At 70.0% G+C, this 25,451-nt stretch carries 20 protein-coding genes; 11 read left to right on the top strand and 9 right to left on the bottom strand.

The annotated features are described in order from the left end of the window. Position 1: 1 nt before the first annotated feature. A complete protein-coding gene (locus tag T333_RS25670; RefSeq protein ID WP_496426091.1) occupies positions 2–1,768 on the bottom strand; it encodes a DEAD/DEAH box helicase in 1,767 nt (588 codons plus the stop codon). 295 nt (positions 1,769–2,063) lie between these two features. On the opposite strand from T333_RS25670, the gene T333_RS25675 reads away from it, so the two are divergent. Beyond that, entirely contained in the window at positions 2,064–3,029 is a 966-nt protein-coding gene (locus tag T333_RS25675) for a YihY/virulence factor BrkB family protein (protein ID WP_496426134.1), read from the top strand. Positions 3,030–3,053: 24 nt separating this feature from the next. On the opposite strand, the gene T333_RS25680 is transcribed toward T333_RS25675, so the two are convergent. Continuing rightward, entirely contained in the window at positions 3,054–3,290 is a 237-nt protein-coding gene (locus T333_RS25680) for a DUF3039 domain-containing protein (protein ID WP_354999580.1), read from the bottom strand. 107 nt (positions 3,291–3,397) lie between these two features. Between T333_RS25680 and T333_RS25685 the strand changes: the two genes are divergently transcribed. After that, the gene (locus tag T333_RS25685; protein ID WP_357256409.1) at positions 3,398–3,811 is read left to right on the top strand and encodes a DUF3099 domain-containing protein; all 414 of its coding nucleotides are present in this window, start codon (positions 3,398–3,400) and stop codon (positions 3,809–3,811) included. Between the two features lie 6 nt (positions 3,812–3,817). On the opposite strand, the gene T333_RS25690 is transcribed toward T333_RS25685, so the two are convergent. Further along, a complete protein-coding gene (locus tag T333_RS25690) occupies positions 3,818–5,113 on the bottom strand; it encodes an MFS transporter (RefSeq protein WP_496426092.1) in 1,296 nt (431 codons plus the stop codon). Between the two features lie 242 nt (positions 5,114–5,355). Between T333_RS25690 and T333_RS25695 the strand changes: the two genes are divergently transcribed. The 3 genes from T333_RS25695 to T333_RS25705 all read left to right on the top strand — a co-directional run bounded on the left by T333_RS25695 (position 5,356) and on the right by T333_RS25705 (position 8,840). Next, a complete protein-coding gene (locus T333_RS25695) occupies positions 5,356–6,096 on the top strand; it encodes a VOC family protein (RefSeq protein WP_496426093.1) in 741 nt (246 codons plus the stop codon). A 61-nt stretch (positions 6,097–6,157) separates the two neighbouring features. Further along, positions 6,158–7,675 carry a DUF7782 domain-containing protein gene (locus T333_RS25700; RefSeq protein ID WP_496426094.1) on the top strand — a complete coding sequence of 506 codons (1,518 nt, stop codon included), beginning with the start codon at positions 6,158–6,160 and terminating at the stop codon, positions 7,673–7,675. A 196-nt stretch (positions 7,676–7,871) separates the two neighbouring features. Continuing rightward, positions 7,872–8,840, top strand: coding sequence for a sigma-70 family RNA polymerase sigma factor (locus tag T333_RS25705; protein ID WP_354999575.1), 969 nt, complete (start codon positions 7,872–7,874; stop codon positions 8,838–8,840). A 135-nt stretch (positions 8,841–8,975) separates the two neighbouring features. On the opposite strand, the gene T333_RS25710 is transcribed toward T333_RS25705, so the two are convergent. The 3 genes from T333_RS25710 to T333_RS25720 form a co-directional block, all read right to left on the bottom strand. Next, the gene (locus T333_RS25710; RefSeq protein WP_354999574.1) at positions 8,976–9,284 is read right to left on the bottom strand and encodes a DUF4333 domain-containing protein; all 309 of its coding nucleotides are present in this window, start codon (positions 9,282–9,284) and stop codon (positions 8,976–8,978) included. Positions 9,285–9,370: 86 nt separating this feature from the next. Then, positions 9,371–12,058, bottom strand: coding sequence for a bifunctional acetate--CoA ligase family protein/GNAT family N-acetyltransferase (locus T333_RS25715; RefSeq protein WP_496426095.1), 2,688 nt, complete (start codon positions 12,056–12,058; stop codon positions 9,371–9,373). Further along, positions 12,051–13,316: an acetoin utilization protein AcuC gene (locus T333_RS25720; RefSeq protein ID WP_496426096.1), complete on the bottom strand. Its 1,266-nt coding sequence runs from the start codon at positions 13,314–13,316 to the stop codon at positions 12,051–12,053. Before T333_RS25720 ends, T333_RS25715 begins: the two co-directional genes overlap by 8 nt. A 185-nt stretch (positions 13,317–13,501) precedes the next feature. Here T333_RS25720 and T333_RS25725 point away from each other — a divergent pair, with 185 nt between their 5' ends. Continuing rightward, positions 13,502–14,191 (top strand): iron-dependent transcriptional repressor DtxR, encoded by a 690-nt coding sequence (locus tag T333_RS25725; protein ID WP_354999571.1) that lies wholly within the window; start codon positions 13,502–13,504, stop codon positions 14,189–14,191. A 3-nt stretch (positions 14,192–14,194) separates the two neighbouring features. Continuing rightward, positions 14,195–15,175 carry a UDP-glucose 4-epimerase GalE gene (gene galE / locus T333_RS25730; protein WP_496426097.1) on the top strand — a complete coding sequence of 327 codons (981 nt, stop codon included), beginning with the start codon at positions 14,195–14,197 and terminating at the stop codon, positions 15,173–15,175. Positions 15,176–15,243: 68 nt separating this feature from the next. On the opposite strand, the gene T333_RS25735 is transcribed toward galE, so the two are convergent. Together T333_RS25735 and T333_RS25740 are read right to left on the bottom strand one after the other, a co-directional pair. Next, a complete protein-coding gene (locus T333_RS25735) occupies positions 15,244–16,611 on the bottom strand; it encodes a DUF4192 domain-containing protein (protein WP_496426098.1) in 1,368 nt (455 codons plus the stop codon). 164 nt (positions 16,612–16,775) lie between these two features. Next, positions 16,776–17,483: a sensor domain-containing protein gene (locus T333_RS25740; protein WP_496426099.1), complete on the bottom strand. Its 708-nt coding sequence runs from the start codon at positions 17,481–17,483 to the stop codon at positions 16,776–16,778. Between the two features lie 299 nt (positions 17,484–17,782). Here T333_RS25740 and T333_RS25745 point away from each other — a divergent pair, with 299 nt between their 5' ends. The 4 genes from T333_RS25745 to speD all read left to right on the top strand — a co-directional run bounded on the left by T333_RS25745 (position 17,783) and on the right by speD (position 23,710). After that, positions 17,783–18,715 carry a PAC2 family protein gene (locus T333_RS25745; RefSeq protein ID WP_067779533.1) on the top strand — a complete coding sequence of 311 codons (933 nt, stop codon included), beginning with the start codon at positions 17,783–17,785 and terminating at the stop codon, positions 18,713–18,715. Between the two features lie 66 nt (positions 18,716–18,781). Next, complete coding sequence (locus T333_RS25750) at positions 18,782–21,280, top strand: DEAD/DEAH box helicase (protein ID WP_357256401.1); 2,499 nt, start codon at positions 18,782–18,784, stop codon at positions 21,278–21,280. A gap of 97 nt (positions 21,281–21,377) precedes the next feature. Continuing rightward, the gene (locus tag T333_RS25755; protein WP_496426100.1) at positions 21,378–22,493 is read left to right on the top strand and encodes a type III PLP-dependent enzyme; all 1,116 of its coding nucleotides are present in this window, start codon (positions 21,378–21,380) and stop codon (positions 22,491–22,493) included. A gap of 8 nt (positions 22,494–22,501) precedes the next feature. After that, entirely contained in the window at positions 22,502–23,710 is a 1,209-nt protein-coding gene (gene speD / locus T333_RS25760; RefSeq protein ID WP_496426135.1) for an adenosylmethionine decarboxylase, read from the top strand. Positions 23,711–24,009: 299 nt separating this feature from the next. Here the strand turns inward: speD and T333_RS25765 are convergent, their stop codons facing one another. Next, positions 24,010–25,404 carry a cation:proton antiporter gene (locus T333_RS25765; RefSeq protein WP_496426101.1) on the bottom strand — a complete coding sequence of 465 codons (1,395 nt, stop codon included), beginning with the start codon at positions 25,402–25,404 and terminating at the stop codon, positions 24,010–24,012. Between the last annotated feature and the right edge of the window lie 47 nt (positions 25,405–25,451).

Here is a 25,451-nt window from a genome sequence, read left to right on the forward strand (position 1 = left end):
GCTATCGACGACGCAGCGCGGCGATCCGCTCGTGCAGCTGGTCGGCCGTGGCCAGCGCGGTCGGCGGACCGCCGCACTCGCGCCGCAGCTCGCCGTGGATCACCCCGTGCGGCTTGCCGGTGCGGTGATGGTGCATGGCCACCAGACTGTTGAGTTCCTTGCGCAGTTCCCCGAGCCGGTCCGCGGTGGCGACCCGCTCGGCGGCGGTCGCGACCTGCGGCGCGGGTTCCACGATCTTCGGCTCACCACGGTCGGCCAGCTGACGCGCTTGGCGCTCGCGCAGCAGCGCGCGCATCTGATCGGCGTCGAGCAGACCGGGAATGCCCAGGTAGTCGGCCTCCTCGTCGCTGCCCGCGAAGGTGGCGGTGCCGAACGAGGAGCCGTCGTAGATCACCTGGTCGAGTTCGGCGTCCGCGGCGAGCGCCACGAACTTCTTCTCTTCCTCGCCCGGCTCGTCCTTCTGCTTGGCCGCGTCGGTCAACAGCTCGTCGTCGAGGCCGTTCTTCTCCCGGTGCGGCTTGCCGATGACGTGGTCGCGCTGCAATTCCAGCTGCGCGGCCAGATCCAGCAGCACGGGCACCGAGGGCAGGAACACGCTCGCCGTCTCGCCGGGGCGGCGCGCGCGCACGAATCGGCCGATGGCCTGGGCGAAGTAAAGCGGCGTCGAGGCGCTGGTCGCGTAGACGCCGACGGACAGGCGCGGCACGTCGACGCCCTCGGACACCATGCGCACCGCGACCATCCACGGCTGGGTGTTGTTGCTGAACTCGGCGATCCGGTTCGAAGACGCGGGATCGTCGGAGAGCACCAGCGCCGGCCGCTCGCCGGAAATGTGTTCGAGCAGTTCGGCGTAGTCGCGGGCCCGGTCCTGGTCGGTGGCGATCACCAGGCCGCCCGCGTCGGGCATGCCCGAGGCGCGCTTCTGGCGCAGCCGGATGTCGGCGGCGCGCAGCACCGCGGAGATCCAGTCGCCCGCCGGGTCCAGCGCGGTCCGCCAGGCCCGCGCGGTCTGTTCGGCGTTGAGCGGCTCACCGAGGCGGGCGGAGTGCTCCTCGCCCGCGCTGTCGCGCCAGTGCGCGTCGCCGGAGTAGGCCAGGAAGACCACCGGCCGGACGACGCCGTCGGCCAGCGCCTCGGCGTAGCCGTAGGTGTGGTCCGCGCGCGACTTGGGGAAGCCGGATTCGTCGGGCTCGTAGACGACGAACGGGATCTGGCTGTCGTCGGAGCGGAACGGTGTACCGGTCAGCGCCAGCCTGCGGGTCGCGTCGCCGAACGCCTCCGCGGTCGCGTCACCCCAGGTCTTGGCGTCGCCCGCGTGGTGGATCTCGTCGAGGATCACCAGCGTCCTGCGGTTCTCGGTCCGCACCCGGTGCCGGGACGGATGCGAAGCGACCTGCGCGTAGGTGACGACCACGCCGTGGTAGTCGCCGGAGGTGCCGCCGGTGGCGTTGGAGAAACGAGAATCCAGCTGGATGCCGCTGCGCGCGGCCGAGGCCGCCCACTGGTGCTTGAGGTGTTCGGTCGGCGCGACCACCGTGATCTGGTCCACCGTCCGATCGGCGAGCAGCTCGGCCGCCACCCGCAGCGCGAAGGTCGTCTTACCCGCGCCCGGCGTCGCCACGGCGAGGAAGTCGCGCGGCTTCGTGGCCAGGTATTTCGTGAGCGCGCGCCGCTGCCACGCGCGTAGCGAACCGCCCCCGGCTGCCGACTTTCCCGAATCGCCCGGCGTCGCTCCATCTCCCGCCGCAGCGCCATCCGACCCAGTCACGCAGAAGACAGTAGCGGCCGGGGACGGCGTGTCGCCAAACCGACGCGGCGGTCGCGATCCGCGTCACACATTCCCTCCGCGCCGCCCCGTGTTCACCTGTTGCCCGCCGACACGATGCGGGGACGAGCCGGTGCGCGAGCGTCCGGTGCGCGATGCTGTAGGCACCATGAACGAAGCCAGTCCCCTACCCGCGCACGGGCCCGAGCCGATCCACAGCGGCGGCGCGGGCACGCCGCCGCGGGGTCCGGACGTCGTCGTCCGGCGGGTCCGGCATGCCGGACGGCAGGCTCGCAGGCTGGTGGTCCGGGTCTCGGGGAAAGCGTGGGACGATTCGATCTTCGCCAAGTCCGCGTCCGCCGCGTTCTGGCAGACCCTGTCGTTGGCCCCGCTGCTGCTCGGGGTGCTCGGCAGCCTCGGTTACGTCGGCGGCTGGTTCGGGCCCGACACCGTCGAGATCGTGGAATCCAAGATCATCACGTTCAGCCGGGAGCTGTTCAGCGAGGCCGTCGTCACCGACCTGATCGAACCGACCGTCGGCGACGTGCTCGGCCGCGGGCGCGGTGCGGTGGTGTCGTTCGGCTTCGTGCTCTCGCTGTGGGCCGGATCCTCGGCGATGGCGACCTTCGTCGACGCGATCGTGGAGGCGCACGACCAGCAGGACGCGCGGCATCCGGTGTGGCAGCGCATCTTCGCGCTGCTGCTCTACGTGCTGTTCCTGGTGGCGGCGGTGTTCATTCTGCCGCTCGTCGCGCTCGGTCCCAGCCTGATCGGCCGGGTGCTGCCGGACGGGTGGCGGGAGCCAGGCTTACGGCTGATCGACAGCTTCTACTACCCCGGCGTCGGCCTGTTGCTCATCGTCGGCCTGACCACGCTCTACAAGCTGGCGCTGCACCGCACGCTGCCCTGGCATCGGCTGTTCGGCGGGGCGCTCGTCGCGGGCGTGTTCTTCATGGCGGCCAGCGAGGGACTGCGCCGGTACCTGTCCTGGATCACCGCGACCGGCGTGAGTTACGGCGCGCTGGCGACGCCGATCGCGTTCCTGCTCTTCACGTTCTTCCTGGGCTTCGCGGTGATTCTCGGCGCCGAGTTCAACGCCGCGGTCCAGGAGTTCTGGCCCGCTCGCGCCACCCGCATCGAGCAGATGCGGGAATGGATCTCCAACCAGGTGCGCGGCGAGACGTCGGACGAGGAGACCGACGCCGACGCGCCGGATCGCGCGGACTCGGCACGCGCGATCACCCCGCTGCGTAGCTCGGGGTAACCGCGCGGCCGAAGGTCGCGGGACTCAGTCGCCCTTGCGCAGGCTCTCGTAGACCTTCTTGCACTCCGGGCAGACCGGCGAGCCGGGCTTCGGCGAGCGGGTCACCGGGAACACCTCGCCGCACAGGGCGACGACCACGGTGCCCATGACGGCGCTCTCGGCGATCTTGTCCTTCTTCACGTAGTGGAAGAACTTCGGGATGTCGTCGCCCGTCGTCTCGTCGGTGGTCGTATCCGGGCGAACCAGGGTGTCGGTACTCACGGATTCCATGATGCCGTATGACGGTCCCGCGGGTCGCCTGCGCCCGAAGCCGGTGGCGAATCGACCTGGTGTGTGCGCCGGGAACACGGGAGTGGAAGACTCGGGGTATGCAGCAGAACGGCGACTCCTCCGACGCCGACGACATCGGCCGCGGTGTTCGCCCGGACGTCTCATCCACACCTTCCCCGTCGCGCGGGTACTTCCCCGGAAACGACGACAAGCACCCGGTGCTCATCACCGAGGCCGCCCCTTCGCTCGAGGATCAGCACCGCGCGCGGGTGCGCAGGTACACGATCCTGATGGCGTTCCGCATTCCCGCGCTGGTGCTGGCCGCGGTCGCCTACAGCGCGTGGGGCAGCGCCCTGCTCTCGCTGCTGATCATCGGCGCGTCGATCCCGCTGCCGTGGATCGCGGTGCTCATCGCCAACGACCGCCCGCCGCGGCGCAAGGACGAACCCAGCCGGTGGGACCGCCCCCACAAGGCCATCGAATCCCGTCCGCACAACGCCATCGACGGGTGAGTTCGCTCATGCGCCGACCCGCCTGCGGATGACGATCGACATCGACGCCGCGAGTCCGCACAGCGCGCCAGCCACGTACCAGGCCGTGTCGTAGCTGCCCTGCACGTCGCGAATCACGCCCGCGCCGGTGGCCGCGATCGCCGAGCCGATCTGGTGCGAGGCGAAAACCCAGCCGAAGGCCACCGGCCCGTCCTCGCCGAACAGCTCGCGGCACAGCGCGACCGTCGGCGGGACGGTCGCGATCCAGTCCAGTCCGTAGAAGATCACGAAGACCCACATGCTCGGCTCGGTGTGCGGCGCGAACAGCGAGGGCAGGATCAGCAGCGAGAGCCCGCGCAGGCTGTAGTAGGCCAGGAGCAGATAGCGCGGGTCGACCCGGTCGGTGAGCCACCCCGAGGCGATGGTGCCCGCGACGTCGAACACGCCGACCAGCGCGAGCAGTCCGGCCGCGGTGGTCGGCGGCATCCCGTGGTCGTGCGCCGCGCTGACGAAATGGGTGCCGACCAGACCGTTGGTCGAGGCGCCGCACACCGCGAAACCGCCCGCCAGCAACCAGAATCCGCGCGTCCGCGCGATCCGCGCGAGCACGGTGAGCGCCCGCGTCGCGCCGCCTCGCGCGGTGGTGCGCGTCCCCGCCGCCGAGCCCGGTTCCGCGCCGTACGCGGAAACGCCCACGTCGCTGGGGAAGTCGCGGATGAACAGCAGGACCAGCGGCACCACCGCCAGCGCCGCCCCCGCCACCACCAGCGCGGGCAGCCGCCACCCGTGCTCGTGCGCCAGCGCCGAGACCAACGGGAGGAAGACCAGCTGCCCGGTCGCGCCCGCGGCCGTCAGGATGCCGGTGACCAGGCCGCGGTGGCGCACGAACCAGCGCCCGGTGATCGTCGCCACGAACGGCATCGACATCGAGCCGACACCGACGCCGACCAGTAGTCCCCAGGTCGCGACGAGTTGCCAGGCCTGGGTCATGAAGACGGTCAGTCCGCTGCCCGCCGCGACGAGCACCAGCGCGGAGGCCACCACCCTGCGGATGCCCAACTTGTCCATCAGCGCGGCGGCGAACGGCGAGATGAGGCCGTACAGCAGCAGATTCAGCGACACCGCGAGCCCGATGGTCCCGTGCGACCACCCGAATTCCGCGTGCAGCGGGTCCATCAGCACGCTCGGCACGGAACGGAACGCGGCCGCGCCGAGCAGCGCGACGAAGCCGACCCCGGCCACGATCCAGGCGGGATGCAGCCGTCGCGCCACCGGGTCGAACGGTTCGCCGGGCTGGGCTGGCGAGGTGCGCAGTTCGGTCACCGGCCGAGCTTGCCGGAAAACCGCGCACCGAACGAGTGGCACGAATGCCATAGAACACCGAGATTCGGCCAAACCGGTTCGACAGTCTCCCGGCCGCCCCCTACTGTGTCCCCGGGGCACGGCGGCCGTGTGGCCTGCGCCGCACTCGTCACTTGTCGTGTCCCGCAACACCTTGCTCGGCGCACTCGCCGGGCCACCACGTCTGCGGTCGCGGGTACCTCCCGCACGGCACAGGAGAGAACATGATTCGCTGGGTCTGGGCGTTCATCGACCGTCCCGCACAACGTTTCGACGCCTGCGCGACCTTCTGGTCGACCATCACCGGCACCCAACTCTCCCCGCGCCGCGGCGACGACAACCAATTCCTCACGCTGCTGCCGGATCCCGCGCTGTTCGCCGCGGCCGGGGTCAAGATGCAGTCGGTGAACGGCCTCGGCGGCGTGCACTTCGACTTCGACGTCGACCACATCCCCGCCGCCGTACGCACCGCGCTGGACCTGAACGCCGAATTGGTCGCCAATCACCCCGACTACGCGGTGCTTCGCTCGCCATCCGGGCAGATCTTCTGCTTCACGCCGAGCGGACGCGCCAAGGGCCGCCCCGCGCCCGCCTTCCGCGCGCCCGACGGCACGCTGAGCCGCCTCGACCAGGTCTGCCTGGACATCGGCGCGGCCGATCACGACGTAGAGACGCGCTTCTGGGCCGACCTCACCGGATGGAAGCACACGCCTGGCCGACTCGACGAGTTCTCCCGGCTGCGCCCGGTGGAGCCGATGCCGGTCCAGTTTCTGTTGCAGCGCCTCGGCGAGAACCGGCCGACCAGCGCCCACATCGACCTGTCCTCGTCCGATATCGAGGCCACCGCGGCGTGGCACGAGTCGCTCGGCGCGACCGTGGTGCAGCGCTACGAGCACTGGATCGTGATGACCGATCCGGGCGACGCCGTGTACTGCGTCACCGGACGCGACCCGAACGGGGCGTGAGCCGCGACCCCGGTGGCAACGGGCTACGGATGCTCACGGGTAGCGGTGGCAGAGTACGTGTGTGCCTACGAACCAGACGACCACCGGATCCCTGCTCACCGCCTTGTGCCCGGAGCTGCGGACCGCGCTGACCCGCGTCGGCTACGACGCCGACACCCTCGTGTCGGCGCTGGGGCCGGACACGCACGCGGCGCTGGGTCGGTCCGAGCCGGTGCCGGTGCGGCGGGCCGCGCGGGCGGCGGGTGAACTCGGCACGCTGATCCGGCTGTTGCTGCTCGGCGACGCCCTGCCCGAGCGCGAGGTGGCGGCCGCGCTGGCGCCGGTGGACATCGACCGGGCCGTCGCGGCCGGTCTGCTGGAGCGCGACGGCGACGAGGTCCGCGCGGCACTGGACCTGCGCCCGCTCGACGCCGGCGAGGGCAACCGCTGGATCCTGTCCGATCTGGACGACTCGATGCGCAGGCGCACCCTCACCGAGAATCACGTGCTCGGCGTCGGCCACGCCTCGCTGTCGCTGCTGCGTGCCACGCCGACCCGGCCCGTCGGATCGGTTCTCGATCTCGGCACCGGCTGCGGCGTGCAGGCGGTGCACGCCGCCTCCTACGCGCGCACCGTCACCGCGACCGACGTGAACCCGCGCGCGCTGTGGCTGGCCGAGGCGACGGCCGCCCTCAACGGCCTCGACATCGAACTGCTGGAGGGTTCCTGGTTCGAGCCGGTGGCCGGGCGACGGTTCGATCAGGTGGTGGCGAACCCGCCGTTCGTCGTCGGCCCCGCGCGCATCGAGCACACATACCGCGATTCGGGCCTGGCCTTGGACGGCGCCAGCCAACTGGTCGTCTCGCGCGCGCCCGATCTGCTCGCGCCGGGCGGCACCGCGGCCATGCTGGCGGCCTGGGTGCACGTGGACGGCGAGGACTGGCGCCAGCGCGTCTCCTCCTGGCTGCCCGCCGACGGCGTCGACGCCTGGGTGGTGCAGCGCGATGTCGCCGATCCGGCGCTGTACGTCGGCACCTGGCTGCGTGACGCGGGCCTCGATCCGCGCGATCCGGCGGCGCAAGCCCGCGCCGAGCAGTGGCTGGACGCGTTCGCCGCGGCCGACGTCGAGGGCATCGGCTTCGGCTTCGTCTACCTTCGCGCCATCGACGGGCCCACCGAGTTGCTCGCCGAGGACCTCGCGCACGGCTTCGACGACCCGCTCGGCGCCGAAGCGAGCGCGTATTTCGAGCGGTCGGCCTGGCTGCGCGCCGTGGCGAGTGACGAAAACCACGCCTGGACCGCGCGTTTCGCGGTCGAGCCCACGACGGCGCTGGAACGGGTGTCGCTGCCCGGCCCCGACGGCTGGGCCGAGCGCGTCGCGCGGCTGCACCGCGGCGACGGTCCGCGCTGGCAGCACGAGGTGGATGAGACGACGATCGCGCTGGTCGCGGGAATGCGGCCGGACGGACTTCCGTTGTACGAGCTGGTCGAACTGCTGGCGCTCGCCCACGGAGCCGACGAGGTGACGCCGGAGTTCGCGGCCGACGCGCTGACTGTCGTCGCCGGATTGGTCCGGCACGGGCTCATCGCTCCCGTGTAAGCACGGGGCAACCGGGTATGCGTCGGCGGAGGCATCGGACAGGGAGTCGTTCCCGCCCGCGGGGGTTCTCAGGAACTTCTCAGACGTAAGTGACCGAAACCGCAGTTCAGATGCGGTTTATCGGCGCGGGAGCGGGGAACTTTCTCTCTGTCGGGTCCGTTGATCGGAGTGAGACACCACCGACAGGAGGCAAGTCATGACCAGCCCCGCCACCACTCGAGTGCGCACCAGCGAATCGGACCTCGACGCCCAGAGCCCTGCCGCCGACTTGGTACGTGTGTACCTGAACGGAATCGGCCGCACCGCGCTGCTCTCGGCCGCAGACGAGGTCGAGCTGGCCAAGCGCATCGAGGCGGGCCTCTACGCCCAGCATCTGCTGGAAACGGGCAAGCGGCTTTCCGCCAGCCGGAAGAAGGATCTCGCCATCATCGTGCGCGACGGCCAAGCCGCACGGGCGCACCTGCTCGAAGCCAACCTTCGCCTCGTGGTCTCGCTCGCCAAGCGCTACACCGGCCGCGGCATGCCGCTGCTGGACCTCATCCAAGAGGGCAATCTGGGCCTGATCCGGGCGATGGAGAAGTTCGACTACGCCAAGGGATTCAAGTTCTCCACCTACGCGACGTGGTGGATCCGCCAGGCCATCACTCGCGGCATGGCCGATCAGAGCCGCACCATCCGGCTGCCCGTCCACCTCGTCGAGCAGGTGAACAAGCTGGCCAGGATCAAGCGTGAACTGCACCAGCAGCTCGGCCGCGAAGCCACCGACGAAGAGCTGGCCAACGAGTCGGGCATCCCGGTCGACAAGATCTCCGATCTGCTCGATCACAGCCGCGACCCGGTGAGCCTGGACATGCCGGTCGGCAACGACGAAGAGGCGCCGCTCGGCGATTTCATCGAGGACTCCGAGGCCACCTCGGCCGAGTCCGCGGTGATCGCGGGCCTGCTGCACCACGACGTGCGCAGCGTTCTCGCGACCTTGGACGAGCGCGAACAGCAGGTCATCCGCCTGCGCTTCGGCTTGGACGACGGCCAGCCGCGCACCCTCGACCAGATCGGCAAGCTCTTCGGACTGTCCCGCGAGCGGGTGCGTCAGATCGAGCGTGAGGTCATGGCGAAGCTGCGCAAAGGCGAGCGGGCCGACCGGCTGCGGGCCTACGCCAGCTGACCCATCGACGCCGGGTGTTTTCCGAGGCGCCCGGTCTCCGACTTGGTGGCCTAGCGGTCACCGCACAGACGCCGACCGGTGCCCGCGCGACCCGTCCCCTCCGGGTTCCGCGCGAACCGGTCGGCGAACTCGTTGTCAGGCCGGATCGACGGCGACGTCGTAGTTGACCGTGTCGTCTTCGACCGAGGTCACCGTGACGGTGAGACCGAGCGTTTCGCCGCCCGCGGTCAAGGTGCAGCGCATGGTGGTGCCGACCTTGCCCTCCAGGTCATCGGGGCAGTCGATGCTGTCGGGTTTCTTCCCGACCTCCTCGGTCAAGGTCTGCTGAACCGACTTCTCCAGCTCGCTTTCCTTCACCTGGGGCGTGGAGGAACCGACCTCCACCGAACATCCCGCTGCCAGGAACGCAAGGGCGAAAAGCCCGGCGAGTGCAGTGGTTTTCATGTCGACACCTCTCTGGTCGAATCTCTCGGATCTTCACCAGATCGGGTGCCGCCCGAGCGGCGTTAACGCCGCTCGACAGCAGTACCTCATGCCAGCCGCCGCGGGCCGACGTCGAACCGGCTCGGCTCGGGACCGACTCGGCCACGCGCGTAAAGGATTTCCGCCGAGGTCGGCGAGGCGAGCACGGGATCGAAGGACAGCTCGCGCATTTCGGGGAGGTCGTCGAACAGCGCCGAAATGCGTTGGGCCAGTTCGGCGAGCGCGGCCTTGTCCACGCGCGGGCTCGCCGGCGTGCCGGAGAGCAGCGGGGCCGCGCGCGGAGCGTCGATCAGCGCCGCCGCCTCGTCGCGGGTCAGCGGGAGCGCGCGATAGGCGCGGTCGCCGAGCATTTCGATGATCGTGCCGGACAGGCCGAACTCGATCACCGACCCGAAGGACGGGTCGTCCTGCACGCGCAGGATGCAGCCGACGCCCTTGGTCGCCATCTTCTGGATGTGCAGCACCGGATCGCCGCAGATCTCCACCAGGTCGGTGTAGGCCTGACGCACCGCCTCCGGCCGCCACAGGTCGAGCCGCACACCGATCAAATCGGGCCTGCGCCGCCACATCTCGCCGGTGGCCTTCGCCGCCACCGGATAGCCCAGCTCCTCGGCCGCGGCCACCGCCTCCTCGGCGTCGCGCACCTCACGGAACTCGACGACCTGGATGCCGTAGCAGGTGAGCAGTTCGGCGGCCTCCAGATCGGTCAGCCAGCGACCGCCGGAATCGCCCATCCACTTCGCCACCAGTCCCCTGGCTCGCTCGGTATCGATGCCGTCCGGGCGCACCACCACCGACACGGGTTTGTCCCGCCACTCCGCGTAGCGGCGGACGCGGGCCAGCGCCCGCGCCGCCCGTTCGGGATCCGGATACGACGGAATCGATCCGTGCACCGCCATCCCGCCCTGACCGCGCACCGCGAGCAGATTCGGAATGCCCTGCTCGGCGATGAACGTGGTGAGAATCGGTTTGTCCGCCTCCGGCACCGCGGCCGCGGCGGCCCGGATGGCGTCGGCGAACCCTGCCATCGGCAGCGGTACCGGCGGCGCGAAAACCACGATGACGGAATCGGTCTCGTCGGACCGCAGGGCGGCGACGACCGCGTCGAGGTACGCGCCCGGCGTCGCCTGCGGCCCCAGATTCACCGGTTCGGCCGCGTCGAGGCCTTCACCGCGGGCCGCGTCGACGGCCAGCCAGCTCAGCGCGGTGCTGTTGCTGATCACCGCGAGGCGCGACCCACGGGGCAGCGGTTGATAGCCGAGCAGCGCGGCGCAGTCGAACAACTCCGAGATCGAGTCCACCTGCACGATGCCCGCCTGTGCGAACAGGTCACGCACGATCGAGCGATCCATATCGCGCGGGGGCTGGCTGTGCCCGGCCTGTCGCCCACTGCTCACCGCGACGATCGGCTTGGTGCGCGCCACCCGTCGCGCGATCCGGGAGAACTTGCGCGGGTTACCGAAGCTCTCCAGGTACAGCAGGATCACATCGGTGTCGGGCGCGGTGTCCCAGTACTGGAGCAGGTCGTTGCCGGACACGTCGGCGCGGTTGCCCGCCGAGACGAACGTCGACAAACCCAGGTTCCGCGCGGCCGCCTCGCCGAGGATGGCCGCGCCCAACGGCCCGGACTGGCAGAAGAAACCGATTCGCCCGCGCGCGGGCAGCACCGGCGCCAGCGTCGCGTTCAGCGACACCGCCGGATCGGTGTTGGCGATGCCCAACGCGCTCGGACCGACCACCCGCATACCGTGCACCCGGGCGGCCGCGACCAGGTCGCGCTCGGCGGCGAGCCCCTCCGGGCCGGTCTCGCCGAACCCGGCCGTCAAGACCACCAAACCCTTGACGCCCTTGGCCATACAGTCGTCGAGAACCGAGTCGATCGCGGCGGCGGGCACCGCGACCACCGCCAAGTCCACCTCGTCGGGAATCTCGCGCACGGTGGCGTAGGCGCGCACGCCGCGCACGAACTTCCTGGTGGGATTGACCGGATACACCGGCCCCTGGAACACGCCCGACAGCAGGTTGGCCAGCACCACGCCGCCGACCCGGCCCGCGGCGGGCGTGGCGCCGATCACCGCGACCGAACCCGGCGCGAGCAGATTCCCGACGCTGCGCGCCTCCGAGGCGCGTTCCCGCGAATCCCGCACCGACACCAGCGCTTCGGTGGGGTCGATGGCGAACTCCAGGTGCAGGACCGAACCGTCCCTGCTGCGCTCGACCTGATACCCGGCCTCGCGGAAGACGGTGACCATCACGGTGTTCTCGGCGAGCACCTCCGCGACGAAGGTCTCGATCTTGTTCTCCGCCGCGGCGCCCGCCAGGTGCTCGAGCAGGATGGAGCCGAGTCCGCGGCCCTGGTGCCCGTCGGCCACCACGAAGGCGACCTCGGCGGCGCGAGGACCGGTGCGGTCCAGCAGTTCGTAGCGGCCCACCGCGATGATCTGCTCGCCGAGTTCGACCACCAGACCGACCCGGTCGTGATAGTCGAGATGGGTCGTCCGGTACAGATCCTTCGGCGAGATGCGTGGATAGGGACCGAAATACCGCAGGTACCTGGTGCGCTCGGAGAGCGCGGCGTGGAACTCCTGCAACCGGTCGCCGTCCTCGGGAGTGACCGGACGCAGCCGCACCACCCCGCCGTCGGAAGCGAGCACGTCGGCGAACCAATGCTGCGGCGGCGGGGGCGGCGTCGCCGGTGTGGACGGAGAGTCCGGGACGGGAATCTGCTCAGTCACGGGGGTCCTCCGGATCCAAGCCGAGCAACCCGAAGCATGCTCGGCGCGTGGCCAATACGGCCGTGTCGACGGCCCGCTGCGCACGATCGGCGCGCGCGTCCCCAGTCTCCCCCGTTCCCCCCGGCCCGTCCCACCGACGGAATGTGATGTCGCCCCCTTCGCCCATGGTGCGCGGCGGCTCGGTGTTCGGCGCCATCGTGCGCACCAGATCGGTCCAGTCCTGCGGCACCGGCGTTTCCGGCGCGATGTCCCGGTCGAGAGCGGTGGCCAACAGGTGCGTCCAGGCTCGCGGGACCACCCGGACCAAACCGTAACCACCGCCGCCGACGGCGAGCCAGCGTCCCTCGGCGTACTGATCGGCGAGATCGCGCATGGCGCGGAACGCCGCGCGCTGTCCGTCCACCGTGAGCTCCAGATCGGCGAGCGGATCCTCGCGGTGGGTGTCCACACCGCACTGGCTCACCACGATCTGCGGGCGGAACGCGGCGACCGCACCGGGCACCACCGCGTGAAAACCGCGCAGCCACTGGGCATCCCGGGTTCCGGGCAACATCGGCAGGTTGATCGCGGTGCCTTCGGCCGCGCCCGTGCCGATCTCCTCGGCCCAGCCGGTGTTGGGCCACAGCGTCGCCGGGTGCTGATGGATGGAGACGGTGAGCACCCTCGGGTCCGCGTAGAACGCGCGCTGCACGCCGTCGCCGTGGTGCACGTCGACGTCGAGATAGGCGATGCGGTCGAAACCGTGGTCGAGCAGCCAGGAGATCGCCACGGCCGCATCGTTGTAGACGCAGAAGCCCGAGGCGGACGAGGGCATCGCGTGATGCATGCCACCGCCGATGCTGACGGCTCGCCGGGTCCGGCCCTCGGCGATCTCGCGCGCCGCGGCCAGCGTGCCGCCGACGATGATCGAGGCCGCCTGGTGCATGCGCGGGAACACCGGGTTGTCCGGCGATCCCAGACCGTAGGGCGGGGCGAGCGGCTCCCCCGCGGGCGCCACCGCGTGCTCGACCGCCTCGATGTAGTCCGCGGTGTGCACGCGCAACAGTTCGTCGCGGCCCGCGGGCTCCGGCTTCAACGGCTCGACACCGTCGAGCAATCCCAGACTTTCGGCCAGCGCCATGGTGAACTTCAGTCGCGCCGGTTTCATGGGGTGCTCCGGTGTCCAGCTGTAGTCGAGGAAGCGTTCGCTCCACACGACGGTGCCCGAACTCCGGTGCGCCCCTGGTTCGCGGGACGACGCCGAGGGTGCAGTGGCCATGCTCGCAACGGTACGCGGGAAGCTACCAGCCCCGTCGGGCGTTTGTATGCAGTAGAAATGACGCAAGTGCGAACACGGCGACAGGCCGTGCGCCGACACGGTTCCGGCGGTGGGACGCGAACCGACATGGCACACGGTGCTGTCGCCGTGCGTGGGTAGAATTCGTGCCGACGAAGGGGTAACAGGTGAAGGATCTGGTCGACACCACGGAGATGTACCTCCGTACCATCTACGACCTCGAGGAGGAGGGCGTGGTGCCCCTGCGCGCGCGGATCGCCGAGCGCCTCGAGCAGAGCGGCCCGACCGTGAGCCAGACGGTCGCGCGCATGGAGCGCGACGGGCTGCTGCTGGTCGCGGGCGATCGCCATCTCGAGCTCACCGAGAAGGGCCGCAGCATGGCCGTCGCGGTGATGCGCAAGCACCGGCTCGCCGAACGTCTCCTGGTCGACATCATCGGCCTGGACTGGCAGAACGTGCACGCCGAGGCGTGCCGCTGGGAGCACGTGATGAGCGAGGACGTCGAGCGGCGCCTGGTCGAGGTGCTCAACCACCCCACCACCTCGCCGTACGGCAACCCGATTCCCGGCCTCGACGAGCTGGGCATCACCGCGCCGGTCACGGTCGAGGAGACCCTGGTCCGGCTCTCGGATCTGCCGCACGGCCAGCTGCACGCCGTCGTGGTGCGCCGCCTGGCCGAGCACATCCAGACCGACCCCGAGGTCATCGGCCAGCTGCGCGAGGCCGGTGTGGTACCCGACGCGCGAGTGACCGTCGAGACCAAGCCCGGTTCCGTGGTCATCAGCGTGCCCGGCCACGACAGCGGCTTCGAGCTGTCGGACGAAATGGCCCACGCCGTCCAGGTGAAGCTGGTCTGATCCGTGAAACTTCTGGTCACGGGTGGCGCGGGCTACGTCGGGGGCGTTTGCGCGCAGGTGCTGCTGGAGGACGGCCACGAGGTGGTCGTCGTCGACGATCTGTCCACCGGTAACGCCGACGGCGTCCCGTCCGGTGCGCGGTTCGTCGAGGGCGATGTCGCCGAGGCCGCGCCCGCGCTGCTGCGCGGCGAAACCTTCGACGGCGTCCTGCATTTCGCGGCGCAGTCGCTGGTCGGGGAATCGGTGCAGCAGCCGGAGAAGTACTGGCAAGGCAACGTCGTGAAGACGCTGGAGCTGCTCGAGGCCATGCGGCTGACGGGCACGCCGCGCCTGGTGTTCTCTTCGACCGCCGCGGTGTACGGCGAACCCGAGCAGGTACCGATCACCGAGGACGCGCCGACCCGGCCGACCAACCCCTATGGCGCGTCGAAGCTCGCCATCGATCACGCGATCACCTCCTACTCGATCGCGCACGGCTTGGCCGCGACCAGCCTGCGGTACTTCAACGTCGCGGGCGCCTACGGCGGGCTCGGCGAGAACCGCGTGGTCGAAACGCATCTCATTCCGCTCGTGCTGCAGGTCGCGCTCGGGCACCGCAAGGCGATCTCCGTCTTCGGCACCGACTGGCCGACTCCCGACGGCACCGCGGTGCGCGATTACATCCACATCCGTGATCTCGCCGAGGCCCACCTGCTGGCCCTGCGCTCGGCCGAGGCAGGCGCGCACCGTGTCTACAACCTCGGTAGCGGCGCGGGTTTCTCGGTGCGCGAGGTGATTTCGGCGTGCGAGCGCGTCACGGGCCTGCCCATCGCCGCGCAGGACGCGCCGCGCCGTCCCGGCGACCCCGCCACACTGATCGCCTCCAGCGAACGGGCGATCGGCGAACTCGGTTGGCGGCCCGAGCACAACGATCTCGACGAGATCGTGGCCGACGCCTGGGAGTTCCTGCGCTCGCTGGGTGAACGCGCGCACAGCGCGAAGTAGCCACTCGGCGTATCGAAGACGCCGCGGCAAGGCATCGGCGCGCCTCATCGAGACACAGGCGCGCCGCCTCATCGGACAACAGGTCCGAGGTCGACGCCCAGCCAAGCCGCGGCGTCACGGCCGCTGCTGGCGAGCCTGCGCAACTGTTCGGGGCGCATGCCCGCGCGCAGCGAGGTTTCCAGCAGGATCGCCATCGCGTTGCCCGAATCGGCCGCCAACGCCGCCTCGAGGGCGATGCCCGCGAACGGTCCGTCGCCACGGAAATAGGCGCTGTAGCCGAGCAGAGCCGCGATCTCGGCGCGGTCCCGCCCGGGCGGCAGACCGCGGACGAGGGTCAGCCACAGCCGTTCCGCGGCCGCCGCGTGATCGGAGGCGGCCAGCGCGAACATCGCGTCGCGCACCACCCGATCACGCAGCGCGGCAACGACTTCCGCGATCTCCGGCGCGGCGAGCACGGCGCCGGATTCGATATTGGCCACCTGCCACAGCACGTGTTCCAAAGCACGCCTGCGATAGCCGGTGACGTCGTCGTGCCGCACCGCCCTGGCGAACCGGTCTCTGGCCGCCGCGACGGCGCTGTCCAGTTGGACGCCGACCTCCGCGCACAGCGCCGAGTCCGCGGCCACCCGCTCGGTGAGTTCCGAGCGGGAGCTCAGGATCGGCCGTCCGTCCAGCACGTGCGCCAGCGCCACCGTGGACGCGCTCGGGTCGGGTACCGTGCCGCGGTCGGACCTGCCCCGCAGACTCCACCACGGTCGCCCCTCCTCGATCGCCGTCACCGCCCACGCGCCGCCGACCCGGATGCCGTCGGCGCCGAGCCGACCGGCCAGCGCGGCGATCAACGCCCCCGGCGGCGAACCACGCCGCCCGCGCCCCGCCTTCCCGAGCGGTCCGCCGAGCCGGTCGTCGACGACCACCGCGAGCGTCTCCGTCGCCCGCTCGGCGGCGCAGATCTGCCCGATGAGGTCCGCGAACGACCCGACGAGACCGCGGCGCGCGCCGACCGGCTCGAGATCGAATCGCAGCACCGCCGCGATTCCGTGACTCGCGCCCGGTTCCGCGGGCCCGAGCACCGCGACGACCAGCGAGCGATGCGGGTAGAACCCCACCATGGCGGGCAGCGCGGCGATGAGTTCTCCGGGATCGTCCACCCGGAGTGGTCGCGCCGAATACCCGGCGCGGTACAGCGGTGACGGCTGCGCGAACACCGCGCTCGGCCCCGAGTCGTCGTCGTTCCCCGTCCGGCGGATTCGCGAACCGGCGGCGGATGGCCGTAGACACAATCGCTGGTGCGGCGGCCGCCAGTGCACCCGCCCCGGCGGAAGCTCGGAACGCATCGGGTCGCCCGGGTAGCGGCCGGGCGGATCGACGGATTCGCTGCCCTCGCCGCCGCGCCGGGCGCCCGCGCCGAGTGGCGGATTCGCTGAAGTCGTCATGTCGCCATAGTGCGCATCGCCCCTCCGTCCGCCGATCGCCCGACCTGCGCGAACAGCTCCCCTGTGGACAACCCGCAGCCTGTGTACGAAGCACCGCGACAGCCCCACCCGGTGGCACTGATTGTCGGACCGGGCGAGTACACGGCCCCGTTCGACCGGGCCGCCTACGCCTCGCGCACCTTCCGCACCGCCGTCGTGAACAACTCGTCCAGCGCCGCGGTGTCCGGCGGCGCGTCGCTGAATGTCATGTAGGTCACCGCGATTCGCACATCGCCCACCTGCCCGACCAGCGTCCGCATGGTCTGCGTCAGGCCGGGCCCCCCGACGTCGGGGGCGACGGTGCGGCGCAGCGCCAGCGTGTCGTCGGCGTCGAGGGGCGGCGGCGGATCCAGCTCGGTCGACACTGTTGTGGTCGCCCCGGCCCTGGCCACCCGCATCTCGCCGCAGCGAAGCACCTGTTCGCGCAGCGTAGACAGCGGCTGTCTGGTCCGGGTGAGCTCGACGGTGAGCGTGGCGCGCGACGTCTCGTCGCTGCCGACCGCGATGGCGGTGTGGTCGGGGCCGAACTGCTGTTCGTCGGGGGCGCAGCCCTCCGGCCGCACGGTCGCGCCGCGGATCACGCCGTTCAGGTCTCCCGCCGCCTGGGCCGCCGCCTCCGGGGGTAGCACCACCGCGGGATAGCGCGCCGGGAACTGCGCGGGCTCGGGCAGTAGCGTGCTCAGTCCGGCGGCGATATGCCGCACGGTCGATGGCCGCGCCGCGACGGGCTGCCCGGTCACGGTGGATCCGCACCCGGTGAGCAGCAGCGCGCACACGGCCGCCGCGCAGGCGCCGAGCGCGCGCGTGCGTCCCGTCGAATCCGGCACAGTCACACCGCCCACTGTGCCAAAAGCGGGTTCGGCGCTTCCCGCGCCACGCCGACCCGCACACACGACCTGCGCGCACCCGACCCGATTTCGCCGTAACCGGTGTCACCCGTCGCGACGAGGGAATACAGGTATCTACCCGGTGGGGAATGCCGGGCGTTCGGGCGCTGTTGGCTCGTTCTATGGGTCGGTGTCCGCACCGTGCGCGGTGCGCGACATCGCCATGGGGGACAATGGACATGGGTTCCCCGCGGTGCTGCCCTCGATCGGCCGCCGCGGTGGACCGCGCAGGAAGGAGTGACGCGATGGACTACGAGTCGCGAATGTACGAGCTGGAGTTCCCCGCTCCGCAGTTGTCGTCCGCCGACGGCGCGGGTCCGGTCCTCGTGCACGGGCTGGAAGGCTTTACCGACGCCGGGCACGCCGTCCGCCTGGCCACGACGCACCTGCGCGAAAGCCTGGAAAGCGAACTGGTCGCCTCGTTCGACGTCGACGAACTGCTGGATTACCGCTCCCGCCGTCCGCTGATGACGTTCAAAACCGATCATTTCGCCGATTACGCCGAACCCGAGCTGAACCTGTGGGCGCTGCGCGACACCGCGGGCACCCCGTTCCTGCTGCTCTCCGGTCTGGAGCCGGATCTGCGGTGGGAGAAGTTCACCACCGCGGTACGGCTGCTCGCCGAACAGCTCGGCGTGCGCCGCAGCATCGGCCTGAGCGCGATTCCGATGGCGATTCCGCACACCCGCCCGCTGGGTGTCACCGCGCATTCCTCGGATCGCGACCTGATCTCCGATCACCAGCGCTGGCCGGGAGAGTTGCAGGTACCGGGTAGCGCGTCGTCGCTGCTGGAGTTCCGGATGGCCCAGCACGGGCACGAGTCCGTCGGCTTCTCGGTGCACGTGCCGCACTATCTCGCCCAGACCGCCTACCCGGAGGCCGCCCAGACGCTGCTGGAGAACGTCGCCGAGAACGCGGGCCTGGAGCTGCCGCTCGCCGCGCTGGGCGAGGCCGCGGCGCGCGTCCGTGAGCAGGTCAACGAGCACATCTCGGGCAACTCCGAGGTCGAGACGGTGGTGCACGCGCTGGAGCGCCAGTACGACAGCTTCGTCACCTCCCAGGAGCGCCAGTCCAGCCTGCTGGCCGGTGACGGCGAGCTGCCCAGCGGTGACGAACTGGGCGCCGAGTTCGAGCGTTTCCTCGCCGAGCAGGGCGGCTACGACGGCGACAACACCTAGACGCCTGCGCCGCGGCGCGCCGATCGCGGTGACGGCCGCGGCGAGGCCTGCCCTAAGCTGGTCGGAGTGGATCTGACCGAACTGCTCGACATTCCAGGAACCGACGCCGACGCGCTCTACGAGTCGTTCGGCATGTGGGCCGCCGAGCAGGGCACGCCGCTGTATCCCGCGCAGGACGAGGCGCTGCTGGAGCTGGCGTCCGGATCGCACGTCATCCTGGCCACGCCCACCGGTTCCGGCAAGTCGCTGGTGGCGGTCGGCGCGCATCTGTTCGCACTGACCCGCGGGCAGCGCACCTACTACACCGCCCCGATCAAAGCCCTGGTCAGCGAAAAGTTCTTCGCGCTGTGCGAGGTGTTCGGCGCCGACAAGGTGGGCATGGTCACCGGCGACGCGTCGGTGAACGCCGACGCGCCGATCATCTGCGCCACCGCCGAGATCCTGGCCAATCTCGCGCTGCGCGAGGGCGCGGACGCCGAGGTCGGCCAGGTGGTCATGGACGAGTTCCACTTCTACGCCGACCCGGACCGCGGCTGGGCCTGGCAGGTGCCGCTGCTCGAGCTGCCGCGCGCGCAGTTCCTGCTGATGTCGGCGACCCTGGGCGAGGTCGACTTCTTCGCCCGCGACCTGGAGCGCCGCACCGGTCGCGGCACCGCGATCGTCGCGGGCACCGAACGCCCGGTGCCGCTGAGCTTTTCGTATGTGCGGACGCCCATCACCGAGACCTTGGAGGAGCTGGTCACCACCCACCAGGCGCCGGTCTACGTGGTGCACTTCACCCAGGCCGCGGCGCTGGAGCGAGCGCAGGCGCTGACCAGCGTGAACTTCGCCACCCGCGCGGAGAAGGACGCCATCGCCGCGGCGATCGGCGACTTCCGCTTCGCCGCGGGCTTCGGCAAGACCCTGTCGCGGTTGATCCGGCACGGCATCGGCGTGCACCACGCGGGCATGCTGCCGAAATACCGTCGGCTGGTGGAGCGGCTGGCCCAGGACGGTCTGCTGAAGGTGGTGTGTGGCACCGACACGCTCGGCGTCGGCATCAACGTCCCGATCCGCACCGTGCTGCTGACCGGACTGACCAAGTTCGACGGCGTGCGCACCCGCAGGCTCAAGGCCCGTGAGTTCCATCAGATCGCGGGACGGGCCGGACGCGCCGGCTTCGACACCATGGGCACCGTGGTGGTGCAGGCGCCCGAGCACGAAGTGGAGAACGCCAGGCTGCTCGCCAAGGCGGGCGACGATCCCAAGAAGCAGCGCAAGGTGCAGCGCCGCAAGCCGCCGGAGGGTTTCGTCTCCTGGAGCGAGGAGACCTTCGACCGCTTGGTGGCGGCCCAGCCGGAGCCGATGGTGTCGCGGTTCAACGTCACCAACGCGATGCTGCTCAACGTGATCGCCCGCCCGGGCAACTGTTTTCATGCCATGCGCCATCTGCTCGAGGACAACCACGAGCCGCGCCCCGCGCAACGCAGGCACATCCTGCGCGCGATCCGCCTTTATCGCGCGCTGCGCGACGCCGGGGTGGTGCAGCAGCTGCCCGAACCCGACGCCACCGGCCGCTACGCCCGCCTCACCGTCGACCTGCAACGCGATTTCGCCCTCGACCAGCCGCTCTCGCCCTTCGCGCTGGCCGCGCTCGACCTGCTGGACCGCGACTCCCCCGGCTACACCCTCGACGTGGTCTCGCTCATCGAGTCGACCCTGGAAGACCCCCGCCAGCTGCTGATGGCCCAGCAGCACAAGGCACGCGGCGAGGCCGTCGCCGAGATGAAGGCCGACGGCATCGAGTACGACGAGCGCATGGAGCTGCTCGAGGAAGTCACCTGGCCCAAGCCGCTGGCCGAGTTGATCGAGCCCGCCTACGAGACCTACCGCGCGGGACATCCGTGGGTCTCGGAGTTCGCGCCCTCCCCCAAGTCGGTGGTGCGCGACATGATCGAGCGCTCGATGACCTTCGCCGAACTCATCTCGCACTACGAGCTGGCCCGCTCGGAAGGCGTGGTGCTGCGCTACCTGGCCGACGCCTACCGCGCGCTGCGCCGCACCGTGCCCGACGCGGCGCGCACCGAGGATTTCGAGGACCTCACCGAGTGGCTGGGCGAGCTTGTCCGGCAAGTGGATTCGAGCCTGCTCGACGAATGGGAGCAGCTGACCAGCCCCGGTGCGGAAACCGACGCCGAGCAACTGGCCTTCGGCGCGGAGACCATCCGCCCCATCTCCGCCAACGAGCGCGCCTTCCGCGTGATGGTGCGCAACGCCATGTTCCGCCGCGTCGAGCTGGCCGCGTTGCGGCGCTGGGACGATCTGGCCGAGCTCGGCACCGGCCCGGACTGGGCGGACGAGCTGGCCCCCTACTTCGAGGAGTACGAGCGCATCGGCACCGGCCCCGACGCGCGCGGTCCCCAGCTGTTCCAGATCGAGCAGCGACCCGGCTTCTGGCATGTGCGGCAAGTTCTCGACGACCCCGCGGGCGACCACGGCTGGTCGATCGAGGCGGTGGTCGATCTCGCCGCGTCCGACGCCGCGGGCGAGGTGGTGTTCGACGAGGTCACGGTGTCCGAAGGGTAGGCGGGCAGCCCCTGCTCGAATACGGGTTTCGACGGATTCGTATCTGGGTAGGGGCCGCTGATACTCTCTCCGCTGCTGCCCACGCGAAAGATCAACTATGCCCGAATCTCCGTACCTTGTCATCCACTCCGAGCGAGTTCGCGAAAATTTCCGCGCGCTCGATGCCGCCGTCACCGTCCACGGGGACGACAAGGCACGCATTCGCTTCGCGGTGAAGGCGAGCCCGGTGCCGGAGTTGATCACTCTGCTCGATGCCGAGGGCGCGGAATTCGACGTGGCGAGCATCGGCGAGATCGAGCTGTGCCTGGACCTCGGGGTGGCGCCGGACAAACTCTGCTACGGCAACCCGATCAAGAAGGCCGCCGACATCGCCCGCGCCTACGCCAAGGGCGTGCGCCGCTACGCCTTCGACACCGAGGACGATCTGCTGCGCATCGTGGAGCACGCACCGGGTTCGGAAGTCGAATGCCGCTTCCTCGCCGCCACTCCCGCCTCGCAGACGCCGTTCGGCACCAAGTTCGGCTGCTCGCCCGCCGAGGCGCTGCGCCTGCTGGTGCGCGCCCGCGATCTGGGGCTGGTCGTGGCCGGACCCTACTTCCACGTCGGCTCCCAGCAGCTGGATCCCGCGGCATGGCGGATCGGCATCCAGCAGGCCGGTGAGATCGCGGAAGCGTTGGCCGCCAAAGACATTCACATCACCTCGGTGAACATCGGCGGTGGGCTGCCGATCTCCTACGCCGAGGCCGCCCCCGCGCTCGGCGAGATCGCCGCGGTCGTGAACGCCGCCGCCGCCGAATTCCTGCCCGAAACCGCCGGACTGGTCGTCGAACCCGGTCGCGCGCTGGTCGGCAACGCGGGCACCATTCACGCCGAGGTCGTCGGCGTCCGTATCGCGCCGGACGGACGGCGCTGGGTGTATCTCGACATCGGCCGCTACAACGGAATGGCCGAGACCGAGAACGAGTACATCGCCTACCGGTTCGTCACCGAACGCGACGGAGACCCCGTCGACGAGGCGGTGGTCGCCGGTCCGACCTGCGACGGCGACGATGTACTGTATCAACGCACACGGGTCCTTCTGCCGACCACGTTGCGAGCCGGTGATCGCATCACGATCCTCGACACCGGCGCCTATACCGCGAGCTATTCGTCGGTGTCCTTCAATGGTTTTCCGCCCTTGACCGTTCATGTCTCGGGCGCTGAGCGAGAGTGAGTTTGCCTATGACGGCGGAATTCACCGGCTGGCATGTGCTGGCCGAGTTCGGTGGTGTCGACGCAGATCTCTGCGACGATCTCGAACGACTCGAATCGGCGTTGCGTGAGTCTCTGATCGCGGCGGGCGTCACCATCTGCGATGTCGTTCACAAGAAGTTCGATCCGCAGGGGGTGACCGTCCTCGCGCTGTTGTCGGAGTCCCACGCCTCGATTCACACTTATCCGGAGTCCGGCGACATCTTCGTCGACGTCTTCACCTGCGGCAGCATCGGCGCGGGCGCGACGAAGGCCGTCGAGATGTTGCGGGACAAGCTGTCTCCCAAAGACGTTCGCATGAAGGTCATCCAGCGGGGGCACGGCGCGCAGAAGATCGAGGAGCCGGTGGGCGCGGGCCTGACCCGGATCTGGGATCTGCACGATGTGATCATCGACACCAATACCCCGTTCCAGCACATGGTCATCGCGCGCACCGAACAGGGCATCAGCCTGTTCTCCGACGACGACCGCCAGTCCACCGAGTTCTCCCAGCTGACCTACCACGAGGCGATGATGGTGCCCGCCTTCGTGCTGGCCGAGAAGCTGGACAGCGTGCTGATCATCGGCTCCGGCGAGGGCGTCGCGAGCCAGATGTCGGTGGCCGCGGGCGCGACCCTGGTCGACCACGTCGACATCGACCAGCTCGAGGTCGAGCTGTGCGCCGAACACCTGCCCTACGGCTACACGACCGAGGAGCTCGCCGCGGCGGTCGCGGGCGAGGGCCCGATCAAGGTGCACTACGCCGACGGCTGGGACTTCCTGGCCAACGCGCAGCAGGCGGGCACCCGCTACGACGTCATCGTGATCGATCTGCCCGACGAGCGGGTCGAGGACGCGCAGCACAACCGGCTCTACGAGTCGGAGTTCCTGTCCCGATGTCGAGCCCTGCTCGCGCCGAGCGGCGTGCTCAGCGCGCAGGCGGGTTGCGCGACGATGTGGCGCAACGAGACCCTGAAGCGGTCCTGGCAGCGTTTCCACGAGCAGTTCGGCACGGTCGTGCACTACGGCAGCGACGAGCACGAGTGGTCGTTCCTGTTCGGTCTCGTCGACGCGATCGAGGACCCGGTGCCCGGCATGGTCGACCGCCTGGCCACCTTGCCCTACCGCGCGGAGACCATCGACGGTCGCGCGCTGGTGCGCGGCGCCATCGAACCGCACGCGCTGCGCGCGGCCGAATAGGTCCCCACCGACGAACGCCGAATCGCATCGGCGCCAAGGAGTTTCGACATCCTCGGCGCCGGTGCGATTCGTCTTTTCCGGCGCCCCGCGGCGAGCCGAGGCCTGACCGGCGCGGTTCATGCGCGCCCGCGCCGATCGCCCCAGCGCCCCGCGCCGGTCGACCCAGCAGCCGCGCGAATCGACCCAGCGCCCGCACGAATCGACCCAGCGCCCGCACGAATCGACCCAGCGCCCGCACCGATCGACCCAACGGCCGCGCGAATCAACTCAGCGACCGCGCTGGTCGGCCTAGCGCCCGCTCACGTGGCGACGGGCGCCGGTTCGCCGGAACGCTCCGGCTCGCCGCCCGGCTCCTTCCCCGGCGTCTCCGGCTTGGGCTGTTCGCCGTCCGGGCCGAAGACCAGACCGGCCTTCCACGCGCTGCGTTCGAAGATCCGCTGCACCGGCGTCGCCATGAACGTGGTGATGATCGTCATCAGCGCCAGGATCGTGTACAGCTCACCGGTGATGAGCCCGGCCCCGAGACCGATGTTCAACAGGATCAGCTCCATCAGGCCGCGGGCGTTGGCCAGCGCGCCCATCGACGCGGCCTCCCGCTTGCTCATGCCCTGCCAGCGCGCCGCGAGTCCGACGGCGCCGAACTTGCCGACGAACGAGACGATCAGCACGATCGCCGTCACCAGCAGGACCTCCGGTTCGAAGATCAGGCTGAGTTCGGTGTTCAGGCCGGAGTAGATGAAGAACGCGGGCAGCAGCAAGTAGGCCACCAGCGGCTCGAAGCGCGCACGGATGGTGTCGAGCAGTTGGCCGCGCGGCATCACCGCGCCCGCGACGAACGCGCCGAACACCGAGTAGATCCCGCACCAGTCGGTGAACCAGCTGGCGAGCAGCACCACCAGCAGCACAACGGACAACTGTGCGATGGGCAATCCGCCCGCGCGCTCGGTGTCGCCGCGCTTGGGCTGCCAGGTCTCGAGCCTGGCCAGCCAGCGCCGCGCGACGAACATCATGAACAGCAGGTAGGCCAGTCCGCCGCCGACAGCGAGGAACGCGCCGTTCATACTGTCCTTGGTGGTGGCGACCACGGTGGCCAGCAGGATCCAGGCGCACGCGTCGTCCACCGCGGCGCACGCCAGCGACATGGTGCCGAGCCGTGTGTTCAGCAGCCCGGAGTCGTAGATGATCCAGGCCAGCATCGGGAACGCCGTGATGGCGACGGCCGCGGCCACGAAAAGCCCGCCCTGCCACTGCTCCACCTTGTCGGTGAAATATCCACCGCTGCCGACCATCCACCAGCCGAGCGCGCCGCCGAGCACCAGCGGCACGGCCACGCCCGCGGTCGAGGTCGCGCCCGCCTTGCGCAGGTGCGAGGACAGGATGTCCACCTTGAACGATGCGCCGACCAGGAACATGTACAGCACCAGACCGAGCTGGCCCACGACGTAGATCGCGGTCAGGTTCGGGTGCGTGATGCTCGCGCCTCCCACCGCGAGCGTGGTCGGGAACAGCCATTCCTGGGCTTCGGGCCAGATGAGGCCCAGAATCGAAGGCCCCAAAACGAATCCGGCGACCATGATGGCCACGACCTGTACCTGACCCAACCGGCGGAACACCGGCCAGAGCAGGCGATAGGTCACCAGGATGACGGCGACCTGTAAGAAGAAATGAGTGGTGATTTCCAAAAGCGATGGCATCGCAGCTCCCCTCCGTCGAGCTGGATCGTGCACTGACACTGTGAGAT

The sequence above is a fragment of the Nocardia sp. CNS-044 genome (genome assembly GCF_059570515.1).

Coding starts and splice junctions, on each gene's coding strand:
- T333_RS25705 (WP_354999575.1), top strand. CDS start 7,872: ATGACCAGCCCCGCCACCACTCGAGTGCGCACCAGCGAATCGGACCTC.
- T333_RS25735 (WP_496426098.1), bottom strand. CDS start 16,611: ATGACGACTTCAGCGAATCCGCCACTCGGCGCGGGCGCCCGGCGCGGC.
- T333_RS25695 (WP_496426093.1), top strand. CDS start 5,356: ATGATTCGCTGGGTCTGGGCGTTCATCGACCGTCCCGCACAACGTTTC.
- T333_RS25765 (WP_496426101.1), bottom strand. CDS start 25,404: ATGCCATCGCTTTTGGAAATCACCACTCATTTCTTCTTACAGGTCGCC.
- T333_RS25685 (WP_357256409.1), top strand. CDS start 3,398: ATGCAGCAGAACGGCGACTCCTCCGACGCCGACGACATCGGCCGCGGT.
- T333_RS25710 (WP_354999574.1), bottom strand. CDS start 9,284: ATGAAAACCACTGCACTCGCCGGGCTTTTCGCCCTTGCGTTCCTGGCA.
- T333_RS25745 (WP_067779533.1), top strand. CDS start 17,783: ATGGACTACGAGTCGCGAATGTACGAGCTGGAGTTCCCCGCTCCGCAG.
- T333_RS25755 (WP_496426100.1), top strand. CDS start 21,378: ATGCCCGAATCTCCGTACCTTGTCATCCACTCCGAGCGAGTTCGCGAA.
- speD (WP_496426135.1), top strand. CDS start 22,502: ATGACGGCGGAATTCACCGGCTGGCATGTGCTGGCCGAGTTCGGTGGT.
- T333_RS25720 (WP_496426096.1), bottom strand. CDS start 13,316: ATGGCCACTGCACCCTCGGCGTCGTCCCGCGAACCAGGGGCGCACCGG.